The 22,800-nt window shown below is 33.8% G+C and carries 19 protein-coding genes; 2 read left to right on the plus strand and 17 right to left on the minus strand.

Translation table 11 applies throughout. The features are described from left to right. Positions 1-797: 797 nt before the first annotated feature. The 8 genes from NNL09_RS10595 to NNL09_RS10630 all read right to left on the minus strand — a co-directional run bounded on the left by NNL09_RS10595 (position 798) and on the right by NNL09_RS10630 (position 5,298). A complete protein-coding gene (locus tag NNL09_RS10595; RefSeq protein WP_196911148.1) occupies positions 798-956 on the minus strand; it encodes a hypothetical protein in 159 nt (52 codons plus the stop codon). A gap of 268 nt (positions 957-1,224) precedes the next feature. Next, positions 1,225-1,383, minus strand: a complete 159-nt coding sequence (locus tag NNL09_RS10600; RefSeq protein ID WP_196911146.1) for a hypothetical protein — start codon at positions 1,381-1,383, stop codon at positions 1,225-1,227. A gap of 55 nt (positions 1,384-1,438) precedes the next feature. Then, on the minus strand, positions 1,439-1,597 hold the full coding sequence (locus tag NNL09_RS10605) for a hypothetical protein (protein WP_196911145.1): 159 nt from the start codon (positions 1,595-1,597) through the stop codon (positions 1,439-1,441). A gap of 282 nt (positions 1,598-1,879) precedes the next feature. After that, a complete protein-coding gene (locus NNL09_RS10610) occupies positions 1,880-2,050 on the minus strand; it encodes a hypothetical protein (protein ID WP_160170155.1) in 171 nt (56 codons plus the stop codon). Positions 2,051-2,080: 30 nt separating this feature from the next. After that, positions 2,081-3,667 carry a vitamin K epoxide reductase family protein gene (locus NNL09_RS10615; RefSeq protein ID WP_196911144.1) on the minus strand — a complete coding sequence of 529 codons (1,587 nt, stop codon included), beginning with the start codon at positions 3,665-3,667 and terminating at the stop codon, positions 2,081-2,083. A 473-nt stretch (positions 3,668-4,140) separates the two neighbouring features. Then, on the minus strand, positions 4,141-4,320 hold the full coding sequence (locus NNL09_RS10620; protein WP_132066209.1) for a hypothetical protein: 180 nt from the start codon (positions 4,318-4,320) through the stop codon (positions 4,141-4,143). 407 nt (positions 4,321-4,727) lie between these two features. Beyond that, positions 4,728-4,907 (minus strand): hypothetical protein, encoded by a 180-nt coding sequence (locus NNL09_RS10625; RefSeq protein WP_196911143.1) that lies wholly within the window; start codon positions 4,905-4,907, stop codon positions 4,728-4,730. 211 nt (positions 4,908-5,118) lie between these two features. Beyond that, positions 5,119-5,298, minus strand: a complete 180-nt coding sequence (locus tag NNL09_RS10630; RefSeq protein ID WP_025668036.1) for a hypothetical protein — start codon at positions 5,296-5,298, stop codon at positions 5,119-5,121. A 758-nt stretch (positions 5,299-6,056) separates the two neighbouring features. Between NNL09_RS10630 and NNL09_RS10635 the strand changes: the two genes are divergently transcribed. Next, the gene (locus NNL09_RS10635) at positions 6,057-6,854 is read left to right on the plus strand and encodes a DNA/RNA non-specific endonuclease (protein ID WP_196911142.1); all 798 of its coding nucleotides are present in this window, start codon (positions 6,057-6,059) and stop codon (positions 6,852-6,854) included. 17 nt (positions 6,855-6,871) lie between these two features. Here NNL09_RS10635 and rodA read toward each other — a convergent pair whose 3' ends face one another. The 6 genes from rodA to purH all read right to left on the minus strand — a co-directional run bounded on the left by rodA (position 6,872) and on the right by purH (position 14,052). Next, the gene (gene rodA / locus NNL09_RS10640) at positions 6,872-8,125 is read right to left on the minus strand and encodes a rod shape-determining protein RodA (protein ID WP_025668038.1); all 1,254 of its coding nucleotides are present in this window, start codon (positions 8,123-8,125) and stop codon (positions 6,872-6,874) included. Next, the gene (gene mrdA / locus NNL09_RS10645) at positions 8,125-9,996 is read right to left on the minus strand and encodes a penicillin-binding protein 2 (protein WP_025668039.1); all 1,872 of its coding nucleotides are present in this window, start codon (positions 9,994-9,996) and stop codon (positions 8,125-8,127) included. Before mrdA ends, rodA begins: the two co-directional genes overlap by 1 nt. Further along, positions 9,993-10,499: a rod shape-determining protein MreD gene (gene mreD, locus NNL09_RS10650; protein WP_025668040.1), complete on the minus strand. Its 507-nt coding sequence runs from the start codon at positions 10,497-10,499 to the stop codon at positions 9,993-9,995. The genes mrdA and mreD overlap by 4 nt, the downstream gene beginning before the upstream one ends. 3 nt (positions 10,500-10,502) lie before the next feature. Further along, positions 10,503-11,315 carry a rod shape-determining protein MreC gene (gene mreC, locus NNL09_RS10655; RefSeq protein WP_196911141.1) on the minus strand — a complete coding sequence of 271 codons (813 nt, stop codon included), beginning with the start codon at positions 11,313-11,315 and terminating at the stop codon, positions 10,503-10,505. Positions 11,316-11,447: 132 nt separating this feature from the next. Continuing rightward, positions 11,448-12,476: a rod shape-determining protein gene (locus NNL09_RS10660; protein WP_024772404.1), complete on the minus strand. Its 1,029-nt coding sequence runs from the start codon at positions 12,474-12,476 to the stop codon at positions 11,448-11,450. Between the two features lie 43 nt (positions 12,477-12,519). Then, entirely contained in the window at positions 12,520-14,052 is a 1,533-nt protein-coding gene (gene purH / locus NNL09_RS10665) for a bifunctional phosphoribosylaminoimidazolecarboxamide formyltransferase/IMP cyclohydrolase (protein ID WP_025668042.1), read from the minus strand. Positions 14,053-14,203: 151 nt separating this feature from the next. Between purH and NNL09_RS10670 the strand changes: the two genes are divergently transcribed. Continuing rightward, entirely contained in the window at positions 14,204-15,457 is a 1,254-nt protein-coding gene (locus tag NNL09_RS10670; RefSeq protein WP_025668044.1) for an ABC transporter permease, read from the plus strand. 89 nt (positions 15,458-15,546) lie between these two features. Here the strand turns inward: NNL09_RS10670 and NNL09_RS10675 are convergent, their stop codons facing one another. The 3 genes from NNL09_RS10675 to NNL09_RS10685 all read right to left on the minus strand — a co-directional run bounded on the left by NNL09_RS10675 (position 15,547) and on the right by NNL09_RS10685 (position 22,720). Beyond that, complete coding sequence (locus NNL09_RS10675; RefSeq protein ID WP_025668045.1) at positions 15,547-16,422, minus strand: type IX secretion system membrane protein PorP/SprF; 876 nt, start codon at positions 16,420-16,422, stop codon at positions 15,547-15,549. Positions 16,423-16,493: 71 nt separating this feature from the next. After that, positions 16,494-21,452, minus strand: a complete 4,959-nt coding sequence (locus NNL09_RS10680; RefSeq protein ID WP_196911140.1) for an Ig-like domain-containing protein — start codon at positions 21,450-21,452, stop codon at positions 16,494-16,496. Between the two features lie 104 nt (positions 21,453-21,556). Next, positions 21,557-22,720, minus strand: coding sequence for an ABC transporter substrate-binding protein (locus NNL09_RS10685; protein WP_196911139.1), 1,164 nt, complete (start codon positions 22,718-22,720; stop codon positions 21,557-21,559). Positions 22,721-22,800: the final 80 nt, after the last annotated feature.

Here is a 22,800-nt window from a genome sequence, read left to right on the forward strand (position 1 = left end):
ATTAATGATTTTATAGAGTTAATATTCCCTCAATATATTTATAGACCTGTGAGGTTTTAGTGTCTGTATTTTTATAGTAAATCAAAATAGCAGTCAATTTTTTATATTATGAAACTCAAGTTTTATTGGTAATACTATGATATTAAAGATAATTACTATACATAAACTAAACATTATTTAATGTATTGAATGATTACATATTTTATGATAGATTCAAGCTTTTTTTTACTCATATACATTGAAATCAATCAAATGGATAAATAAAGAGTAAAAAGAATACTTTAGGAAGTCTTTTCTGTAAATTAGCTTAATTAGGATAATCTCAATTTTTAGCAAGAGATTTTAAATCAGAAATGGTATTAGACATTATGAGTCTGGTAATGGCATTTATGCTAATAGGAAATGCACTTCGAGATGCATTAGATGTAAAAGAGTAAAACATAAAAACCGTGTTGAGCATATAACGCTCAACACGGTTTACTACTTTTAATTTTGATTTCCGTTTCTTATAGGGGTACTGCCATCTGGGCATAAACTATTACATGGAGAAGGAATCATTACTAGCATTCCTCTATAATCTCTATAAACGCATCTACAATCATAATTTAGACTACCACCATTAATTGCGCCTTGCTGACTTTTGTCTAGTTGTTTAACATCGTTTAATTTTAGAATTTTTTTTAACATGATTTATTGATTTTAAGTGTGAATATATTTCGGTTTATTAATTAGAATTTGACGATTAATGTATAATTGATTTTTGGATTAATCAATTTTATATAAAAAGAGGATATAACTTATATCTGTCCAGAAATGAGGATTTCCTGTGATATATCTAAGCCGATCACAGACTGATTTGTAAGAGGATCTATTTTTTCCTTTCCTCCTCCTATAACAATTTTTTGTTGGACTCTTGTAAGTACAATGTTGTTAGAATTTGAAATTTTGTTTAGCATTGTTTATAGTTTTAAATTAGAATACTTTCTCCTATGAATAGATAAAGAACTCTCTTATACGCGTCCAGAAAGAAGAGCCTCTTGAGATATGCCTAAGTCGACCACTGGCTCATTTGTAAGTGGGTCTATCTGTTTCCTTTTTCCTCCAATAACTGTTTTTTGCTGGGTTTTGGTAAGTACGATTTTGTTAGAATTTGAAATTTTGTTTAGCATCGTTTAAAGTTTTAAATTAAAATACTTTCTCCTATTGAATAGATAAAGAACTCTCTTATACGCGTTCAGAAAGAAGAGCCTCTTGAGATATGTCTAAGTCAATTATAGGTTCATTTGTAAGTGGGTCTATCTGTTTCCTTTTTCCTCCAATAACTGTTTTTTGCTGGGTTTTGGTAAGTACGATTTTGTTAGAATTTGAAATTTTGTTTAGCATCGTTTAAAGTTTTAAATTAAAATGATTTCTCTTATTGAATAGATAAAGAACTCTCTTATACGCGTCCAGAAAGAAGAGCCTCTTGAGATATGTCTAAGTCAATTATAGGTTCATTTGTAAGCGGATCTACTTTATGTTTTTTTCCTCCAATAACTATTTTTTGTTGGGTTTTGGTAAGTGCGATTTTGTTAGAATTTGAAATTTTTTTTAACATCGTTTAAAGTTTTAAATTAAAATACTTTCTCTACAGTTTATAGACATCTGAGTGCTGGTCTGAGCATTCTTTACTTCATAATTTTATTAACTATAAAGTGAGCTCAGTTTCAAAAGTAATGACGAGCCTTACAATTAAACACCCTGAAAACAGGGTTTTGAAAATTGACTAATCATGAAAAGTGGAAGTATGCTATTTTATACCGAATTTGTTTAAGACTATATAAAAAAATAAAGAGACCTCTTTGGGAGATCTCTTTGTTTTAAAATAAAATATACTTTTTTAGAAACAAGGTGGTCCTTGCACCCATGTAGTCCCGTTATGATAACAGCAACTTAAAGCAGGATTACAACCTCTTCTCTTAAAAATAAGAGGAGGAATACCTCCTACGATATCTTTTTGTTGTTCTTTAGAAAGATGTTTGGCATGTTTCAATTTTGTGATCTGATTCATATCAACAGGTTTTAAGGTTAAAGATTTTTATTAAGTTTCAAGAGGTTCCCGAACTTCAGAAGCGGTATCTTGATTTTCTGTCATCATACTCATAAAGTAGAAAAACTCACTGTAATTATATTTTTTAGGATATAACGTATTATTAATAAGTGATGCAGGAGTATAGTAGAGGTCATTTTTTTGAGCCCATTCAGATTGTTTTTTCAAAACTTCGAGATGATTTTCGACGTCTTGAGGGACGCCATATTCTTTTATCCATTTACTATGAGTTCTGTCTGCAAACCACTTGTTATAAGCAATAATAAACTCATCTGGCCCTTTACTATAATATATTTCTAAAAGGATAAGAGCTATTTGTGTAGCTTTATCATCGGTATCTTCTGTTTTAACATTTAAACGAATGCTAATTTGAAGTTTATCTCCCATAGCTTTTAATACACGTGTGTAAGCCTCAAAAGCATCTTTACAATATCCACACATAGGATTGGTAAGACTAATAATTTTAAAGCTTGCATTAGGATTACCTAAAATGATTTCATTTGGGATTGTCGCATTATCTTCGATTTTTTCTGAAATACTAAGCAAGTGATTATAAATTTGCCCATCTCTTTTGAAATGATTTAGCTTAAAGTTATCTGCTTTAAACTTTTTATTTTCTTTTACTTTTTCTTTGGTGTATAAATAGGCTAAAGCAAATAAGGATGATAACATTATAAAACTAACTACAGCCAAAATATCAATATTAAACGGAATATTAAGAACGGCTATGATAGCTAACCCAAGGGATACAGAGCCCATTGCCAAACATACGGCACACCATTTTTTTACAATTAATGCTTGAGAATAAATAGAATATAAAATAAATGGAATTCCTATTAACGATGGGATAAGTAAAATACTATTGAAGCCATAAAATAATTGATATAGCGACATAGAACCAAAGAAAACAATTCCTGCATCAGCTAAAGAAAAATTCTTAAAAAGTTTACCACTATTGTTGTTTATAACTTCTCCACAGTTTGTATTTCCGACCGATGTACAAAATTGATGCATGGCCTGTGATTGTATTCCTAAACTTTCTCTTACAGCAAAAAAACTGAAAACTACCCCTGTAAATGATAATAGTAAAAAGAGAACCTGATTAATATCCCAAGACCTTCCGTAAAAAGCAAAAATTAAACTAGCTACTAGTCCGACAAGTAATATGTTTTGAATAAGAGATTGATTAGAAATAAGTTTTTGCTTGGCATTATACTCGACAGCAATTACCTTGGGAATCCAAATTTCTTTAAACTCACTAAAAGTAAATTTCTTTTTTTTAAGACTTGAGTGTTTAAGTTCTATACTGTCACTTTTTTTGATTACCGTAACAATTTCCTCAGCATTTTCTATCGTGATTAATGAAATAAAACTTTTGGGTAGTTGATCCAAAGCATCCATAGGAATCTCTACAGCAATATTATCAATATCAAAATAATCTAAAGTATCTGTAATGGATTGAAAACTTGGGTAACTAGGGTGTATTTGTAATTGTAGTTCCAGATCCTTTTTGGTATAATTTCCAATTCTGTTTTGGACCAAAACACTTTCTACAATTTTTTCAATAGTATTATTCATGTATATCTTGCTTAGGATTATTAGTATGATATTTTCATTCTTAACGAGAGAAATACCACAAATCGTTTAATTTTTGGAAAAAAAATTTTCTCTAAAGTAAAGATTTTATTAAGTAAAAAGAGGTGTTATAAGCTCAAAAAATATATGGTTAAACCATATTTGTGTTGGTTTTTTTTATGATTCATTGAATTTAAAATATTGATAATCAACATGTTGTGTTTTGTTTTAAATTGGCTAAATACGATGATGTAAATAGTGTTAATCTTTTATAAAGTTTTAAAAAATAGCTTTCTTAATAGCTGTAATAGGGCATTAGAATAGTATGAATTATAATTTAGGGAATAGAATTTTAGAAGAAAAATAAAGTTTATATAAATAATTTGGCGTAGTACAAGAGGGTGAATTTCTATGAATTCACCCTCTTTTTTCTTAACTAAAAAATGGCAACTTTTATATATAGTCTACATTGTTTTTTAGACAGGGTAGCCACATACATTGTCAATACATCTAGCACCTGTACAACAAGATACGCCATTTTTTCCCTTGCTGCATGGAGCACCATTACAACCACGTCTTCTTCCTCCGTTAATAGATTGTTGTTCCTTTTTGTTCAATGTTTTACCATTGGTAAGATTTAGAATGTTTAATAACATAATTAAAATTTAATAAATTAATGTATTCCCCCGAACTTTTATAGACACTCAGGTATATGTCTCTATGTTTTCACTTATTTGTTTTAAAGTGATGTGAGTCTTGTTTAGAGTAATGTAAGTACGATAAAGGCCTATTATCGTGTTGGTGAAATTATAATGTTATAAACATTATATTATCCCGATTCTTTGAATAGTCAAGAAATCAGGACAATCTTATAATTTTATTTTTTTTGTTGGTGTACTATTTGAATTCATATGAAAGGATTTTTTGATCTTGTTATATCACAGATATTAATGAGAATCTTAACAAGACACCGATGTGTTGATATAGAGAATAGTAAAGAGGGTGAATTTCTAAGAAATCCATCCTCTTTTTATAAACCAAAAACTAGAGGTTTATGACCCTCTTAGGCCCAATAACCACATAAATTATTTTGACAAGTAGTACCTCCACAACAAGGGACATTATTTTTACCACTGCTACATGGATTGCCATTACAGTTATTGGCTCTTCCTCCATTAATAGATTGTTGTTCTTCTTTGTTCAATGTCTTGCCATTAGTAAGGTTTAAAATGTTTGATAACATAATTAAAGTTTAATAAATTAATGTATTCCCCGAACTTTTATAGACACTCAGGTATATGTCTCTATGGTTTTACTATTTGTTTTGAAGTAGCAGAATAGATTTTGAGTTATTTTTGTTTGATAAAAAATTACCTTTTGTAACGAATCATAAATAAATAGGAGGTTTTTAGTATTTTTACAAAAGAGACCTCCTTGCTAGAGGTTTATAATTCTTAAGTCCAATAACCACATACATTATTACGACAGGTAGCACCTCCACAGCAATATGGATCACCATTTCCATTAATTCTACATGCTCTACCGGCACAGTTAAAGTGCCCTCCGTTAATAGATTGTTGTTCTTTTTTGTTCAATGTTTTACCATTGGTGAGATTTAAAATGTTTGATAACATGATTAAATTTTAGAATTAAAATTCCCCGAACTTTTATAGACACTCAGGTATATGTCTCTATGATTTTACTATTTGTTTTAAGTAACATATAGCTTTCTAATAGTTTTGTAAAAACTAGTATGTTATAATTTTTTATGTTTTTGTTGGTGTACTATTTAAATTTATATAAAAGGATTTTTTGATCTTAGTATATCTCTTGTTAGATCACAAATATTAACAAGGCACAGATGTTTTGATATAGAGAATAATGAAAGAGGATGAATTTATAAAAAATCACCCTCTCCTAAATTTCCTCTAACAAGGAAAACTTCATATATAGAGTTGACATATGTTTTGTTTGCACTTAAAAAGTCTACTACAACAAGCACCGTGGCCGTTTACCATGCATGGATCACCTTGGCAATTGACGTTTATTCTTCCTCCATTAATAGATTGTTGTTCTTTTTTGTTCAATGTTTTACCATTGGTGAGATTTAAAATGTTTGATAACATAATTAAAGTTTTAAGATTTAATTTTCCGAACTTTTATAGACACTCAGGTATATGTCTCTATGTTCCACTATTTGTTTTAAGTAACATATAGCTTTCTAATAGTTTTATAAAACTAGTATGTTATGGATGTATGTTATCCCGATTCTTTGAATAGTCAAGAAATCAGGACAATCTTATGAAGTTTTGTAGGATGTTAATTAGATGTTCTACTATTAAAATTCAATAGTATTGTTTTGTTATTTTTGCTTTTTCAAAATGATATGAGAATGAATAGAAAATATCTGTATCCAATGTTGATTATTATAGTCACTGTTGGGTTTTATTACTTTGAAGGGTATATTGAAAATAACGATTTTACAGATGAGAAAACTAAAAATACTACCGATTTAGGTTTTTACTACCTTCCGACATCTACTACAGGAGCTATAATAGTTCATGATTTTTATTCATTATCATATTCTGAAAAACATGAACAGGCAGAATGGGTAGCTTATGAATTGAAAAAAGAACATTTATCTAAAAATGAATTTAAGCGACCTTTTTTTGAAGAAGATAGAAAAGTAAAATCGTCTTCTGCAGATTGGCGCAATTATAAAAAATCTGGATATGATAGAGGGCACTTATGTCCGGCTGGTGATAGGAGATTTACATATCAAGCCTTTGAAGAGACATTTCTTACTTCAAACATTACTCCTCAAAATCATGAGTTTAATAGCGGTATCTGGAATTATTTGGAACAAAAAATAAGATATTGGGCCAAAGTGTATGATGGAGTATATATAATAACAGGTGGTATATTATCAGAAGATCTTCCTACAATTGGGTATGAACATATCTCTGTGCCTAAACAATTTTATAAAATTGTATTTAATAATTCTTCCACTAATCCAAAAATGATTGCTTTTTTGATACCACATAAAGATACTAAAACACCTTTAAAAAACTTTGTTGTGCCTGTAGACGAAATTGAAAAATTAACAGGGATCGATTTTTTTACATCATTAGAGGATAAAGTAGAGAACCAATTAGAAGCCTCTTCTGCTACCCAAGGATGGAAGTTTTAATATTGATATTTTTAGTGTTACCATTCATTCACTCGATTAGCGTCTAGTTTAATAAAAATAAAGAGTAAAATTGTAAATCCCCACAAGCTTGATCCTCCATAACTAAAAAAAGGCAAAGGAATACCAATAGTTGGCATTAACCCTGTTACCATACCTATGTTGATAGTAAAATGAATAAATAAGATACCTACTACACTGTAGCCGTATACACGACTGAATTGAGATTTTTGTCTTTCGGCCAGGTGAATAAGCCGAATTAATAATAAAACAAAGAGAATTATAATCATAGTTGCACCCAGAAAACCCCATTCTTCACCAACAGTACTAAATATATAATCGGTACGTTGTTCTGGGACAAAGCCTCCTTTGGTTTGTGTTCCTTCTCTAAACCCTTTACCGACCCAGCCACCACTACCAATAGCAATCTGACTTTGATTGGTATTATAGCCAATACCTTTTGAGTCAACTTCTTTACCTAAAACAATATTGAATCGATCACGGTGTCTTTGTTCGAATACATGATTAAAGATATAATTAACCGAAAAACAAAATCCAGCTACTACAATAATAGTAAGAAGATATCTTGAATATTTCGGTTTTCGTTTTCTATTTCTAATAAGTATAAAAAGCATAACGGCTGCAACTACCAGAACTACCCATATCGGATTAAAAAGCAAGGTGAGAATAAATAATCCTGCAGCAGAAGCTCCAACAATTAGATATATAGTGGCTAAACCTTCTCTGTATAATGGAAAGAAAAAGGCAGCATAGACCAATGCACTCCCTGGGTCTGGTTGAGGTATAATAAATATGGCAGGAATTGCAATAATTAAAAAAGCTCTAACCTGATAACCAAGAAGTTTTATGTTGGTTTGCATATCACTTAAGAACTTAGCCAGGGCTAATGCGGTACATGCTTTGGCAAACTCTGAAGGTTGTAACCCGGCAGGTCCAATTTGATACCAGGACGTCGCACCATTTATATTTTTTCCAAATACAAAAAGGCCTAATAATGATAATAATGATATTACATAAATCAACCCTGCAAAGCGTTCATAAAATTTTGCTTCTATAGCTTGAGTGATAATAATTAATACTATGCTGAATAAAATCCAATAGGCTTGTCTAACATATGCATGTGAAAAATCAGCTAATGAGAAAGCTTCATTCTCAGAAGAAGCAGAGTAGATGTTTACCCACCCAAAACCAACAAGTAATAAAAATAATAAGACTGTTACCCAATCTATTGCTGCTACACTGGATCTTGCCATTATTGATTAATTTTAAATGGTTCGCCACTGTAGGGTTTGGCATATTCTTCTTCGAGACTGTGTGCGAGAATCCAATCTTCTAAATCTGTTCTAGAGACGACTCCGTTTATATGTTGTTCTATCATTAGTGAAGCAATTTTTCCCGCATAACGAGCACCCCAATATCCGTTTTCGACAAATACAGCTATTGCTATTTTGGGGTTATCTTTTGGAGCAAATGCTACAAAAACAGAATGATCGGTAAGCTGGGTTTTTTTACCATCAATTTTGGTAAAGTTTTCTGCTGTACCAGTTTTTCCACATATCTCAATACCTTCAACTTGCAAGGATCGTGCAGTACCTTGGGTATATACCTGATACATTCCTTCTATCACTGGTTCAAAATGCTCTTTGTTAATTGTTGTAACCTTAGGAATAGTATAATTTTCGTTTTCTATAGGTTTGCCATCTATTGCTTTTATAATATGCGGAGTAAAATAATGTCCTCTGTTTGCAATTGCAGCAGTCATATTTGCTAACTGTATAGGAGTAGAAAGTACCTCTCCTTGTCCGATAGCATTAGACAATGTAGCAGATGCATACCATTTATAAGTTGGATATTGATAAATCTTATTGTAATATTTTGCAGTTGGCACTTTTCCTCTTTTTCCTGTTGGCAAATCATAACCCAAATAATTCCCTAAGCCAAAACTTTCAACATGTTTTCTCCAATTTTCCATCCCTTCTTGCGGAGTGTCATACTTTTCAATAATTCTTCTATATACTGTTGCAAAATATGCATTACAAGAGTTTGCTATACCCGGAATCATATTTAATGGACTTCTGTGAGAATGACAACCGAGTTTTCTTCCATTTTTTCCATAATAATACCCCATTCTGCAAGAAACACTTTCATTGGTGTCAATTACTCCTTCCTGTAATGCTATCAATGCATTAACCGTCTTAAATGGCGATCCCGGAGGATATTCGGCTTTTAGACCTCTATCAAAAAGTGGTATCGCAATAGTGTCATAAACTAATTTGGTGAAATTCGGTGATCGTTTTCTTCCTACTAATAATTCAGGTTTGTATGTTGGAGCTGTTACCAAAGCCAATATTTCTCCTGTAGAGGGTTCTAGAGCTACAATACCTCCTCGTTTATTCTGCATAAGTTTTTGTCCATATGCCTGTAGTTTTGAATCCAGAGTTAAGGTAAGATCTTTTCCATTTACAGGAAGAGTGTCAAATTTCCTATTTTTATATGGGCCTATATCTCTATTAAATCGATCTTTTTGAATTCGTTTTACTCCTTTGATACCTCTAAGCTCATTTTCATATTGTTTTTCTACACCGTCAATGCCAATAAGATCTCCAGAGAGGTAATAAGGATCCTCTTTTATTAATCTTTCGTTTACCTCGCCAATATACCCTAATACGTTTGCAGCATTAACAGTTTGGTAGTCCCTTAATGAACGTTTTTGAATATAAAAACCTTCAAATTTCCTCATTTTTTCCTGAAGATAGGCATACTCATCTTTGGTCAATTGTGGTATAACTATAGAAGGTACTCTTGGAGAATAGACTCTAGCTTTTTTAAGCCTTTTTATAAGTTTGTCTTTACTGATATTCAGGATAGAACAAAATTCTAAAGTATCAAAAGGTTTTAATTCTCTGGGGATAACCATAACATCGTATGACGGTTGGTTGGTGACCAATAATCTCCCATTTCGATCATAAATAGCTCCTCTTTGAGGGTAATCATAAATTACTTTGATTGCATTATCTTCAGATAACGAGGCAAAAGAAGTATTGTATATCTGCAAATAAAATAACCTTGCAACAAAGACAATACCAGTAGTAATAATTATTAGGTAGAGTAGTAATTTTCTCATGAATCATTTCTTCTAAACAATACCAAAACCAGCATGGTAATCACTATTGTAAATAAACTAGAAAATAACGTTTTTTTAATGATTAATAGTATGTGAGAGAAGTTAAAAATTTCTAACGAGAAAAGTACAATATGATGTGTTAAAACCATTAAGATTACATAAGCAAAACGCTCGCCAAATCCAACATTGCTTAGTTTTACGGTTTGAAACTCATAGCTAAGCCCAAATACCGATCGTAATGCTACTGGACGAAAAAATGCAATAACTGTACATGCGGCGGCATGTACGCCTCCAGAATCACCAAACATATCTATAATCAAGCCTAACATAAAACTTACAACAAGAAAAAGTCCTTTATTAATATTAATGGGGGCCATAAGAATAAAAATGATATAGATATAAGGGTTTAGGTATCCTAAAAAATTAATATGGTTTAAGATAAATACCTGAATTAAAACCAAAACAATGAATCTAATGATATGTAGTAAAGTATCCCTGTTCATGATTTAATTCTCTAAGCTTTTAATTTCTTCAATATCCCTACTTTTTATTGCATAAACAAAACCAATATCACTCATATCGTTAAATAATTTGACATCTATTAAATAGTAGCTTTTGTTTTGATTTAATTTATAACTGGCAATTGTTCCTATTCCTATTCCTTTAGGAAAAATGGTTGAGCGACCATGTGTTATAATAGTATCTCCTTCTCTCAGAATTGCTTGTCGAGGGATAGTTTCTAACTGAATAATATTTGGATCTTTTCCATTCCAGATTAAAGAACCATACTGGTTAGACTTTTTTAATCCGGCATTAATTCGAGAATTACTGTTAAGGATAGAAATCACTCTACTGTAATTTTTTGAAGTATTCTCTACAATTCCTATAATACCTTTATCTGTAATAACTCCCATATCGGGTAGGATACTATCTTTTTCGCCTTTATTAATCAGGATGTAGTTATCAATTTTGCTATAATCATTTTTAATTACCCTGGCTTTGGTAAAAGTATAAGGTTTATCAAAAGATAGTGTATCCAGATATTTTGTCGCAACAGAATCTACCCCTAGAGCACTTAATTGATTACGAAGGCTTTCATTCTCTTCTAGTAATCGTTGGTTTTCCTTTTTTAGACCAAAATAGTCACTTACCGAGTGTTGCCAACTATATAGCGCTCCACTTAAAAAATTGGTAGAACTAACAAATTTACTTCTATGATAAGAATGTGATTGTATAGTGAAAATTAATGCTATACATAATAGTAGTAGAAATAGCAGAAAACGTTTATTCTTAATTAAAAAATTAATAATCTGCTGCATGATTTAGAGTATGATGACTTCTTTGGTTAAACGTTCTATGTTAAGCTAGCTAAGCCTTACTTAGCAAGTATTAAAGCAGGATAACGTAAAATCAGAAATTTAGGTATATTTCAGGAATGTTTTTTTACAACATTATTTTATTAAAACACTTTTATACCTATTTAGGTTTTTTAATGTAATTCCTGTACCTCGTACAACTGCTCTTAACGGGTCTTCTGCAATATAGACTGGTAAATCTGTTTTTTGTGATAAACGCTTATCCAATCCACGTAGCATAGAACCTCCTCCTGCAAGATATATACCAGTATTATAAATATCTGCGGCAAGTTCTGGAGGAGTTTGCGATAAGGTTTCCATTACTGCATCTTCGATACGTAGAATAGACTTATCAAGTGCTTTAGCCATTTCTCTATAAGAAATCTGAACCTGTTTAGGTTTTCCTGTAAGTAGATCACGACCCTGAACATTCATTTCTTCGGGCGGTAACTCCAAATCTTCTGTAGCGGCACCAATTTGTATTTTTATTTTCTCAGCAGTACGCTCTCCAACATATAAGTTATGTTGTGTACGCATATAATATATAATATCATTGGTAAATACATCTCCTGCAATTTTTACCGATTTATCACACACAATTCCTCCTAATGCAATAACTGCAATTTCTGTAGTACCTCCACCTATATCCACAATCATATTTCCTTTGGGCTGCATAATATCTACACCAATACCAATTGCAGCTGCCATAGGTTCGTGGATAAGGTATACTTCTTTTCCATTTACACGTTCTGCACTTTCTTTTACTGCCCGCATTTCAACTTCGGTAATTCCAGAAGGAATACATATCACCATACGCAAAGCAGGGGCAAATATTTTTTTCTTCAATGCCGGGATATCTTTGATAAACATGCTTATCATTTTTTCACTGGCATCAAAGTCTGCAATTACCCCATCTTTAAGTGGGCGAATAGTTTTTATATTCTCATGAGTTTTTCCCTGCATCATGGCAGCCTCTTTTCCGGCTGCAATAATTTTACCAGTCATAATATCTCTGGCTACAATAGAGGGACTATCCACTACTACTTTGTCATTGTGGATCACTAATGTGTTAGCGGTACCTAAATCTATTGCAATCTCTTCGGTAAAGAAGTCAAAAAATCCCATAAAAGTCAAAAAAAGGGGTTAAAATTCAGTAAATGTAATAAAATTAATGTTTAAAATGACGTGTTCCGGTCATAACCATTGCAATTCCGTTTTGATCACAGTAATCAATGCTTAATTGATCCTTGATAGAACCTCCCGGTTGGATCACAGCTTTAATGCCTGCATTGTCTGCAATTTCTACACAATCAGGAAAAGGGAAAAAAGCATCACTGGCCATAACTGCTCCGTTAAGATCAAAATTAAATGCCTGGGCCTTTTCTACAGATTGCTTTAAGGCATCGACTCTAGAGGTTTGTCCTGTTCCACTTGCTAATAACTGCTTTCCTTTAGTAAAAACTATCGTATTTGATTTGGTATGTTTACAGATTTTTGATGCAAATAAAAGATCCTCTATTTGTTCTGATGTAGGCGCTACTTTAGTTACGGTCTTCAAATCTGTTTTGGTATCTGTTTTAAGATCTTTGTCCTGAACCAGTGCACCATTTAAACAAGTACGTACTTGCATTTTTGGTAAATCGATATCTTTTTGCACTAAAATAATTCTGTTTTTCTTTCCTTTTAGGATCTCTATGGCCTCATTACTAAAAGAAGGAGCAATAACAACTTCACAAAATAATTTATGAATTTCATCGGCAGTTGCTGAATCAATTTCGCTATTACTAATTAAGATACCTCCAAATGCCGAAACAGGATCACCAGCCAATGCATCAATATACGACTGGAGAACAGTTTCTCTTTGTGCTAAACCACAAGCGTTGTTATGTTTTAAAATTGCAAATGTTGGCGACTCACTTTTAAATTCACTCATCAGGTTTACTGCTGCATCAACATCAAGCAAGTTGTTGTAAGATAGTTCTTTACCGTGTAGTTTATCAAACATAGTATCAAAATCTCCAAAGAAAAATCCTTTTTGATGCGGATTTTCACCATATCGTAATACTTTACCTTTGGTTTCACTTATTTTAAGAGAGGCGATTTCATGATCACTATTAAAATAATTAAAAATTGCCGAGTCATAGTGAGAAGATACATTAAAAGCTTTGGCAGCAAAACGCTTGCGATCTGCCAAAGAAATAGCTCCGTTTCCTTCAGAAATCACATGTAAAAACTCTGCATAATCATCAACCGAAGCTACACAGGTTACATCAGAAAAGTTTTTGGCAGCTGCTCTAATTAATGAAATTCCACCGATGTCTATTTTCTCAATAATATCTTGCTCAGGTGCACCAGAAGCTACTGTTTTTTCAAAAGGATATAAGTCTACAATAACAATATCAATTTGAGGAATCTCATATTGCTCAAGTTCTGCAACATCACTATCGTTATTTTGACGATTCAGGATTCCTCCAAAAACTTTTGGGTGTAATGTTTTAACTCTTCCACCTAAGATTGAAGGATAAGACGTAACATCTTCAACAGGGATAACATCAATACCTAAATCTTTAATAAATTTTTCGGTTCCACCTGTAGAATAAATTGTGATATCAAGTTCGTCTAATTTTTTTACGATAGGTGCTAATCCTTCTTTACTGAATACAGAAATTAGTGCAGATTTAGCAGTTTTTGTGTTGCTCATGAGAAAATTTAGTTAGTAAAACGCAAAAATAGCAATTTAGTACCCAATTAGACAATCAATTATGTGTAATTGTTTTCAATAAATTGTAACAAAAATATAAGGAAAACGTCCTATATTTAAATAATTTAAAATCCAGTTCAAAAAATAGAGCATGCTAATCTATCTTAGAGTACTTAAGGAAAGCTTTAATTTTGCTATTAATGCACTTGTAAATAATAAGTTGCGTACATTTCTTTCGCTATTGGGTGTTACTATCGGGATTTTTTCGATTATAGGCGTTCTTGCTGCGGTAGACTCTTTAAAACAAGAAATCAAAGGAAGTATTAGCTCTCTAGATAATAGTACAATTTATCTTATGCGTTTTTCTTTTGGCCCTTCTGATATACCACAATGGAAACGAGAACAATTTCCTGATGTAACTTTTGAGGAATATCAATATATCAATAGATCAATGCCTGATCTTAAAGCAGCCAGCTTTATTTTGAACGTAGCTCCTGAAACAATTAAGTACGAAGATAATAGTATAAGTAATGTAGAGATTGCGCCAGTTACTAATGATTATTATGATATTGAAGAATTACAAGTCGTAAAAGGAAGATTTTATAATGAGCAAGAATCTGTGGCAGGCGCTCCTGTAATCGTTATAGGGGATGAGATAGCTAATAGCCTGTTTGGTTCTAGTGAACCTATAGGAAAAAAGATACGATTATACGGAAGAAAGCTTACTGTGATAGGAGTACTTCAAAAAGAAGGAGCAGGTCTCTTTGGAAATAGTAAAGATACAGCTGTTATTCTTCCTGTTAATCTGGTTAGAAGGATCTATGGAGATAATAATAAATCGTCTTTTCCGGCCATAATTATTAAGCCAGAATCTAATATTGATATCCCAGAATTTATAGCAGCCTTAAAACAAAAAGTAAGAGCATATCGAGGGTTAAAGCCTGATGAAGGTGATAATTTTTTTGTAAATCAATTACAAGGGTTTACAGATTTTATAGATAATATTACTGGTACAATGTCTACTATTGGAGGTTTTATAGGCATGTTTTCACTACTGGTAGGAGGTTTTGGAATTGCTAATATTATGTTTGTAAGTGTTAAAGAACGAACAAACCTAATAGGTATACAAAAGGCATTAGGAGCTAAAAAAAGATTTATATTATTTCAGTTTCTGTTTGAAGCAATTATTCTTGCTATTTTTGGTGGATTAATTGGACTTTTATTAGTTTGGTTAATTTCGATATTTGCATCGCAGTTTACAGGTGATTTTAAGTTTATACTTTCTAGTTCTAATATGTTTTGGGGAATGTTTTCTTCTACAATAATAGGTCTGATTGCTGGGATTTTACCTGCATTGTCAGCTTCAAAATTAGATCCTGTAGAAGCAATCAGAACAGGGATGTAAGTCTGCCCTAATCGCTTTGGTGATAGATTAAAATTTCATATAATTTTTGAATAAAGTTCGTTCGGTATAAAATATATGTTTTCTTTATTTTACTTCAGCTTAAGTTTTAAAATCACTTCATGAGTTCCATTGGTATATGTATTTATATCAGATGTAACATGCTCATATGCATAGCCAATGCTTAATAGGTTTTCTAAAAAACTAGCGGTAAAAAATGCCGTTATACTTTCGTCTAATCGATAATTTGCTCCTAGTTCTATTCGTTCTTTATATACAATTGAAGTGGTAAGGTCCAAAGATATAGGTGCATTGTTTACGACTTTACCAAGTGCAGAAGGGCGTAATTTAAAATCATTGCTAAGATCAAAATCATATCCAGCACCTAAAAATACCTGCAAATCATCGCTGGCCGAGACAGGATTTAATCCTTCTTTTTCGTACCTGTCATTAGATAGCAGCCCGGGAGCAGAAAGTGATATATAATACTTCTTGGCTTTTAGATAAAATCCTACACCCACATTAGGATTAAATGTATTTACATTTTGGGTGAATAATGGGTCATCTTCAATTCCTATTTCATTAAGATTTATCTTTAAGAATGATCCTCCGACTTTAACTCCTGCATAGAGATTTGTTTCTTCTGCCACTTTTATTTTATATGAAAAGTCTGCATAAAGATGTGTTTCATCTAACACAAAAACTTTATCACTTACAGCGGTTAATCCAATACCGATATTTTTGCCTATCGGAGAGTTTATATTAAAGTTAAGAGTTTCTGGACCGTCCTTAACTCCAGCCCATTGGCTCCTTACTGCAAATATTGCTTCAAGACTACCATTGGTGCCTGCATATGCAGGAGTGATTACATTCATGTTATATCTATACATACTAAAATGTGGGTCTTGTTGGGCGTTACCGGTAAAAGACATGATGATCGTAAAAACTATATATTTTAAATACTTCATTTTACTTTTATTTTGTTGATTTTGATGGAAATAATAACGGTTAGATTCTTTCTTTTTGAAACTATACATGATTAATAGTTTATATAGATCCATCCGATAAGGGGAGGTACTGTTTGACTGCCTGTTTCGATAATGTAATAATATGCTCCGGCAGGTAATTTACCATTTCCAACTGCTAAACGGCCATTGGAGATTCCATCCCAATTATTTTGATAATCTTTAGCTTCAAATACTTTAGCGCCTGATCTACTAAAAAGCTGAATAGTATGATTAGGAAAATCTTCGATTCCTTCTATTACCCAGGTATCATTTATCCCATCGCCATTAGGAGAAAATCCTTTATCAAACGTAAGTGTTGTTACTGGAATTTCTTGCTGCGTATTAATCGTGAAATTGGGAGAATCTGTAACTCCAACTCCTGGGTTGCCAGCAATATCGGTTACTCCGGTATTATCCAAAGTGATACTATTTTCTGTATCGGTTATTCCGGTTGTTGGAGTGTATGTAGCTGTAAAAGTGATATTCCCATCGGTAGAACTTACTGTTGTAAGCGTTCCATTAGGTGTTGTTAGGTCTGCATTAGTAAAACCAGTTACGGCTTCAGAAAAAGTAATGGTTATAGTAGCTGTATCGCCTGTTGTTAATTCACCATCGCTAATTTCTACAATTGCTGTAGGTGGCATCATATCAATAATAAAATTAGAAGAGTTTGTTGTTCCTGTTCCTGTATTTCCTACACTATCAGTGATTCCGGTATTATCAAGAATGATAATGTTAGTATCATCTTCTACATCGATTGCTGGAGTATAGGTAGCTGTAAAAGTGATATTACCATCGGTAGAAGTAACGGTAGATAATGTTCCATTAGGAATTGTTAAATCTGTATTGTCGAACCCAGATATTGCTTCAGAAAAAGTAACAGTTATTGTAGTAGTTTCACCTATTGTTAATGTAGAATCACTAATGGCTATAGTTGCAGTTGGAGGTATCGTCTTTTTATTTTCGGTATCCGTTGCTACGTTTCCTGTGTTTCCATTTACATCAGTAAGCGTTACGCTTAATGTAATGGTTCCGTCTCCTAAACCACTTAAATCTATACTTGAAATAGTTACTCCTGAAGAAGCTACAGTTCCGGATCCGGTTACATTAATTCCTCCTCCAGAACTACTAAAGATATAATTATAGGTTGCACCTACTTCTGCAGAAGAGAAGGTGTAACTTACTGCATTGTTATTCCCAGCATTGATAGGGCTCTGATCTATTGCAACCGAATACCCTGTTGGAGCAAGGGTGTCTTTGGTTTCTGTATCAGTTGCTGCACTTCCTGTATTTCCGTTTATATCTGTGAGCGTAACGCTCAATGTAATGGTTCCATCTGATAAGCCACTTAGATCTATACTAGAAATAGTTGCTCCTGCAGAAGCTACTATGCCAGATCCGGTTACTGTTCCTGCTCCTCCTGAAGTACTAAAGGTATAATTATAGGTTGCACCAACTTCTGCATTACTAAATGTATAGCTTACTGCATTGTCATTCCCGGCATTAATAGGGCTCTGATCTATTGCAACCAAATACCCTGTTGGTGCTCCAGTATCTTTGGTTTCTGTATCAGTTGCAGCACTTCCCGTATTTCCATTTACATCAGTAAGCGTAACGCTTAATGTAATGGTTCCATCTGCTAGACCACTAAGATCAATACTAGAAATAGTTGCTCCTGCAGAAGCTACAGTTCCTGATCCGGTTACTGTTCCTGCTCCTCCCGAAGTACTAAAGGTATAATTATAGGTAGCACCTACTTCTGCACTGCTAAATGTATAGCTTACTGCATTGTCATTAAGATCACTGATAGGGCTCTGATCTATTGCAACTGAATACCCTGTTGGAGCAACGGTTTCTTTGGTTTCTGTATCAGTTGCTGCACTTCCTGTATTTCCATTTACATCAGTTAATGTTACGCTAAGTGTAATGGTTCCGTCGGCTAATCCGGTCAGGTCTATTCCCGAAATAGTTGCTCCTGCAGAAGCTACGGTGCCAGATCCGGTTACAGTTCCTGCTCCTCCTGAAGTACTAAAGGTATAATTATAGGTTGCCCCTACTTCTGCGCTGCTAAATGTATAGCTTACTGCATTGTCATTTCCGGCATTGATGGGACTTTGATCTATTGCAACCGAATATCCTGTTGGTGCAATGGTTTCTTTGGTTTCTGTATCAGTTGCTGCACTTCCTGTATTTCCATTTACATCAGTTAATGTTACGCTAAGTGTAATGGTTCCATCGGCTAATCCGGTCAGGTCTATTCCTGAAATAGTTGCTCCTGCAGAAGCTACGGTGCCAGATCCAGTTACTGTTCCTGCTCCTCCTGAAGTACTAAAGGTATAGTTATAGGTTGCCCCAACTTCTGCGCTGCTAAATGTATAGCTTACTGCATTGTCATTTCCGGCATTGATGGGACTTTGATCTATTGCAACCGAATATCCTGTTGGTGCAACGGTTTCTTTGGTTTCTGTATCAGTTGCCGCGCTTCCTGTATTTCCGTTTACATCTGTGAGCGTTACGCTCAATGTAATAGTTCCGTCGGCTAGTCCGGTCAGGTCTATTCCTGAAATAGTTGCTCCTGCAGAAGCTACGGTGCCAGATCCGGTTACTGTTCCTGCTCCTCCTGAAGTACTAAAGGTATAGTTATAGGTTGCACCTACTTCTGCACTGCTAAATGTATAGCTTACTGCATTGTCATTTCCAGCGTTGATGGGATTTTGATCTATTGCAACCGAATACCCTGTTGGAGCAACGGTTTCTTTGGTTTCTGTATCAGTTGCTGCACTTCCTGTATTTCCGTTTATATCTGTGAGCGTTACGCTCAATGTAATAGTTCCGTCGGCTAGTCCGGTCAGGTCTATTCCTGAAATAGTTGCTCCTGCAGAAGCTACGGTTCCCGATCCGGTTACAGTTCCTGCTCCTCCTGAAGTACTAAAGGTATAGTTATAGGTTGCACCTACTTCTGCACTGCTAAATGTATAGCTTACTGCATTGTCATTTCCAGCGTTGATGGGATTTTGATCTATTGCAACCGAATACCCTGTTGGAGCAACGGTTTCTTTGGTTTCTGTATCAGTTGCTGCACTTCCTGTATTTCCATTTACATCAGTAAGGGTTACGCTAAGTGTAATGGTTCCATCGGCTAGTCCGGTCAGGTCTATTCCTGAAATAGTTGCTCCTGCAGAAGCTACGGTGCCAGATCCGGTTACTGTTCCTGCTCCTCCTGAAGTACTAAAGGTATAATTATAGGTTGCACCTACTTCTGCGCTGCTAAATGTATAGCTTACTGCATTGTCATTTCCGGCATTGATGGGATTTTGATCTATTGCAACCGAATACCCTGTTGGAGCATCACGATCTACTGTATGGGTTTCTCCGGTATTAAATGCTGCTGGTCCAGAATTAGCTAAATCATCTGCAATGTTAGTAGACCCATTTAAATCTAGACGAATACCTCCTGTGCCAGTGATTGTATTTATAGTTACAGTAACACTTGTTCCTGATGAGGAACTTACACTAGACACTGTTCCTGAGGCTGTTCCTGAGGTAGTCGTTAGAGAAAAATCATCTGTAGAAATATTATTAGCATTTTCATCGAATGAAACTGTATATTGTACTGTAGCGGCATTGATAGCCGGTGTGCCTACCAAAGAAATACTTGTCACTACGGGAGGATCGGTATCTGGTACTGGTGCCGAAGCTTCACCATAAATTGCCGTACCAATACTACTGTTGGATTCATCTTGATATATGTAGATTTGTTTTCCGTCATCAATTTTTAGTACTTCCATAGCTTGAATATCACTATTACCACTATGAATGGTAGCTTGAGCACTTAGCGTGATATTGGTTCCTGTAACTTCACCTTCTCTTGCATAAATTGGATCGGTACCGCTTGTAGGAGTATACATAGCTATAAATTTATCAGAAGAGGAAGGGGCTAGTCGAACTCCTCCGACGGTTGTGATTAATTGCTGGCGTGTTCCATATCCTGTTATTGTTGTTCCGCTAACCGATCCTACCTGAACATAACCGTTTCCATCGTCATCATCATCATAAGCAACTACAAACTTATCGGATGAAATAGCTACTACATCAACTTGTCTGCAATTAGTTTCGAAAATGTTTGCACTACCTAAAGTAATGGTTGATCCACTAACTGATCCTATAACAGCTCCTCCTTCTGAACCAGCAGTGGTTGCCTGATAAACAATTACAAAAGTACTAGAAGACAATACATCTAGACCGGTCCAGATTGTTGCGTCTGTTAAAAAAGTTGCTGCTGTTCCAAAGGACAGCGTTGTCCCACTTACTGTAATTATTTTTGCTTTTCCGCGATTACTATCCTCGACATCTCGATAGACTACTATATGACTGGTTGAAGACAAAGCTTCCATCTCTATTGCATCAACATCTCCAGGCGCAAAATCAAATGAGCTACCAAAAGCAATAGTACTACCCGATACGGTGCCTATTCTCATTTCTCCTACATCAGAAGCTCCACGTTCATCTTCAAAAGCAACGATAAATTGTGTGGCACTTATAGCAGAAATAGCAGTATGTGTAGCGCCTACAGTGGCAGCAAATTGTGTACTGCTCCCAAAGCTGATCGCATTTCCGGATAGTGTTCCTACAATAGCTTCTCCTGGCGTACCAGAAGCAGAAGATCTATACGCTATGACAAATTGGGTAGTACTTAGTGCTACTGCAGAAGGTTCTAGAAAAAAATTTGTTCCTGTAAATGTAGTCGCTGTACCGGGAGTAACGGGTGTTGTAGGGGCATAGTAATTTAGTTCGTTTATTTTTTTTGTAATAGCATAGGCATCTATAGGGTCAGATCCCAAGTTTAATTCTGAAAATAGGCTAGAGATATGATGTATAACATAAGGGTTTCCTTCTATAGAGATACTTGGTTTTTTGTTATCTGTAGATGATTCCATAGCAATGCCAAAAAAGCTAAGAACCATCATGGATAAAAGTGTAATTTTTTTCATTAGATAAAGGTTTTAAGAGGTGTATTCGAATTTTCCTTTTTTTTACTATGTGTTTTTTTATTTTTTTATAATTAAGTATGGTCAGCAATTAAAAAAATGAAGTTTTATATGCATAAATATGGATTCACCCAACCAGAATCTAATTCTCCTACAATATGATTGGTAATAGGGTTATTTTCATTCATTTTTTTGCCAATATCTATGATCGTATTGTAGATTCCAGAGTTATTGGTTTTTATTTTCACAATATCAATATCAGGGGTTATAAAACCTTCTTTAGAACAGAAGTTTTTAAGACCTCGTGGACTTTCAATATTCATTTTTTGTAGTTTTTCTTTTACAACATCCCATTGCCTTTTTTTAAGAGGTCGTAATAGCTCTTTAAATAAAAGCCCGGTTTCGTATCCTTGTAAAGCATAAAGATTTGGAGATTGTCCAGTGTTTTGTTTGAATTTTTTCACGAATTGCTTATTGATTTTATGTTCAGCATTCGGATTCCATAGCATGGCTCCATATAGGTTTAGTTCGAGATGTTTTACATCAGTTAACATATCTGGATATAACATGTTTTCTGCTACTAATAAAGGAATGTCTTTTGTCCACGATTTTGATTTCCATAGATTTAAAAACTCATTTCCTTGTGGCCCTACAAATAAGGCGTGGACATATGCAGGAGCTTCTTTTCTGATTTTATCAAAGATCGATTCGATATCAAGGTGATGAGGATTATTCGTATTGTATGGAATAACGGATTGTAAAACAGTATTACCTCCTGCAGCACTAATACCAGCTTGAAAAGAGGTATGTAGGTGATATCCAGAATTGTATATTGGTGTAATAATCAAACCAGGTTGTTGATATTCCTTTTGCGCCCAATATCCCAATGCATATTGACTTTGATATAGTTGATGAGAATTAAAAAACACATTTGGGCTGTGATAATCAAAACTGGGTAACATTTCTCCCATATCAAAAAAGAATCCCAAGGCATCTTTCCTATTGTCGATGAGTTGAACCAGATTGGGAAGAGAGCGGTAACTAATCATTCCCGAAACAATGTCAACATTAGTAAAGTTGAGTAATTTCTTTGCGGCTTCAATGACTGAGGATATTCCTCCTGAACCTGCAAATTCTGGAATGAGTTCGATATCTGATCTTTTTCCTGGTTTTTGACCAAGACCAAGGTAAAAACCCGTGGCAAGATGTGGAAAAAAATTAGGATAAATACTTGAATATGGTGTTAAAAAGCCAATTTTGATAGGAGTCATAATTCTTAAAGATAGAAGTATGTTGTTTGAAAAAATAGCTCAAACAACATACTTAATTTATATGCAAACTAAATGGTTGT

The sequence above is a fragment of the Aquimarina sp. EL_43 genome, from assembly GCF_943422735.1.
In the GTDB taxonomy this organism is placed as follows: Bacteria; Bacteroidota; Bacteroidia; order Flavobacteriales; family Flavobacteriaceae; genus Aquimarina; species Aquimarina megaterium.

Coding starts and splice junctions, on each gene's coding strand:
- NNL09_RS10595 (WP_196911148.1), bottom strand. CDS start 956: ATGCTAAACAAAATTTCAAATTCTAACAACATTGTACTTACAAGAGTC.
- NNL09_RS10600 (WP_196911146.1), bottom strand. CDS start 1,383: ATGCTAAACAAAATTTCAAATTCTAACAAAATCGTACTTACCAAAACC.
- NNL09_RS10605 (WP_196911145.1), bottom strand. CDS start 1,597: ATGTTAAAAAAAATTTCAAATTCTAACAAAATCGCACTTACCAAAACC.
- NNL09_RS10610 (WP_160170155.1), bottom strand. CDS start 2,050: ATGAATCAGATCACAAAATTGAAACATGCCAAACATCTTTCTAAAGAA.
- NNL09_RS10615 (WP_196911144.1), bottom strand. CDS start 3,667: ATGAATAATACTATTGAAAAAATTGTAGAAAGTGTTTTGGTCCAAAAC.
- NNL09_RS10620 (WP_132066209.1), bottom strand. CDS start 4,320: ATGTTATTAAACATTCTAAATCTTACCAATGGTAAAACATTGAACAAA.
- NNL09_RS10625 (WP_196911143.1), bottom strand. CDS start 4,907: ATGTTATCAAACATTTTAAACCTTACTAATGGCAAGACATTGAACAAA.
- NNL09_RS10630 (WP_025668036.1), bottom strand. CDS start 5,298: ATGTTATCAAACATTTTAAATCTCACCAATGGTAAAACATTGAACAAA.
- NNL09_RS10635 (WP_196911142.1), top strand. CDS start 6,057: ATGAATAGAAAATATCTGTATCCAATGTTGATTATTATAGTCACTGTT.
- rodA (WP_025668038.1), bottom strand. CDS start 8,125: ATGGCAAGATCCAGTGTAGCAGCAATAGATTGGGTAACAGTCTTATTA.
- mrdA (WP_025668039.1), bottom strand. CDS start 9,996: ATGAGAAAATTACTACTCTACCTAATAATTATTACTACTGGTATTGTC.
- mreD (WP_025668040.1), bottom strand. CDS start 10,499: ATGAACAGGGATACTTTACTACATATCATTAGATTCATTGTTTTGGTT.
- mreC (WP_196911141.1), bottom strand. CDS start 11,315: ATGCAGCAGATTATTAATTTTTTAATTAAGAATAAACGTTTTCTGCTA.
- NNL09_RS10660 (WP_024772404.1), bottom strand. CDS start 12,476: ATGGGATTTTTTGACTTCTTTACCGAAGAGATTGCAATAGATTTAGGT.
- purH (WP_025668042.1), bottom strand. CDS start 14,052: ATGAGCAACACAAAAACTGCTAAATCTGCACTAATTTCTGTATTCAGT.
- NNL09_RS10670 (WP_025668044.1), top strand. CDS start 14,204: ATGCTAATCTATCTTAGAGTACTTAAGGAAAGCTTTAATTTTGCTATT.
- NNL09_RS10675 (WP_025668045.1), bottom strand. CDS start 16,422: ATGAAGTATTTAAAATATATAGTTTTTACGATCATCATGTCTTTTACC.
- NNL09_RS10680 (WP_196911140.1), bottom strand. CDS start 21,452: ATGAAAAAAATTACACTTTTATCCATGATGGTTCTTAGCTTTTTTGGC.
- NNL09_RS10685 (WP_196911139.1), bottom strand. CDS start 22,720: ATGACTCCTATCAAAATTGGCTTTTTAACACCATATTCAAGTATTTAT.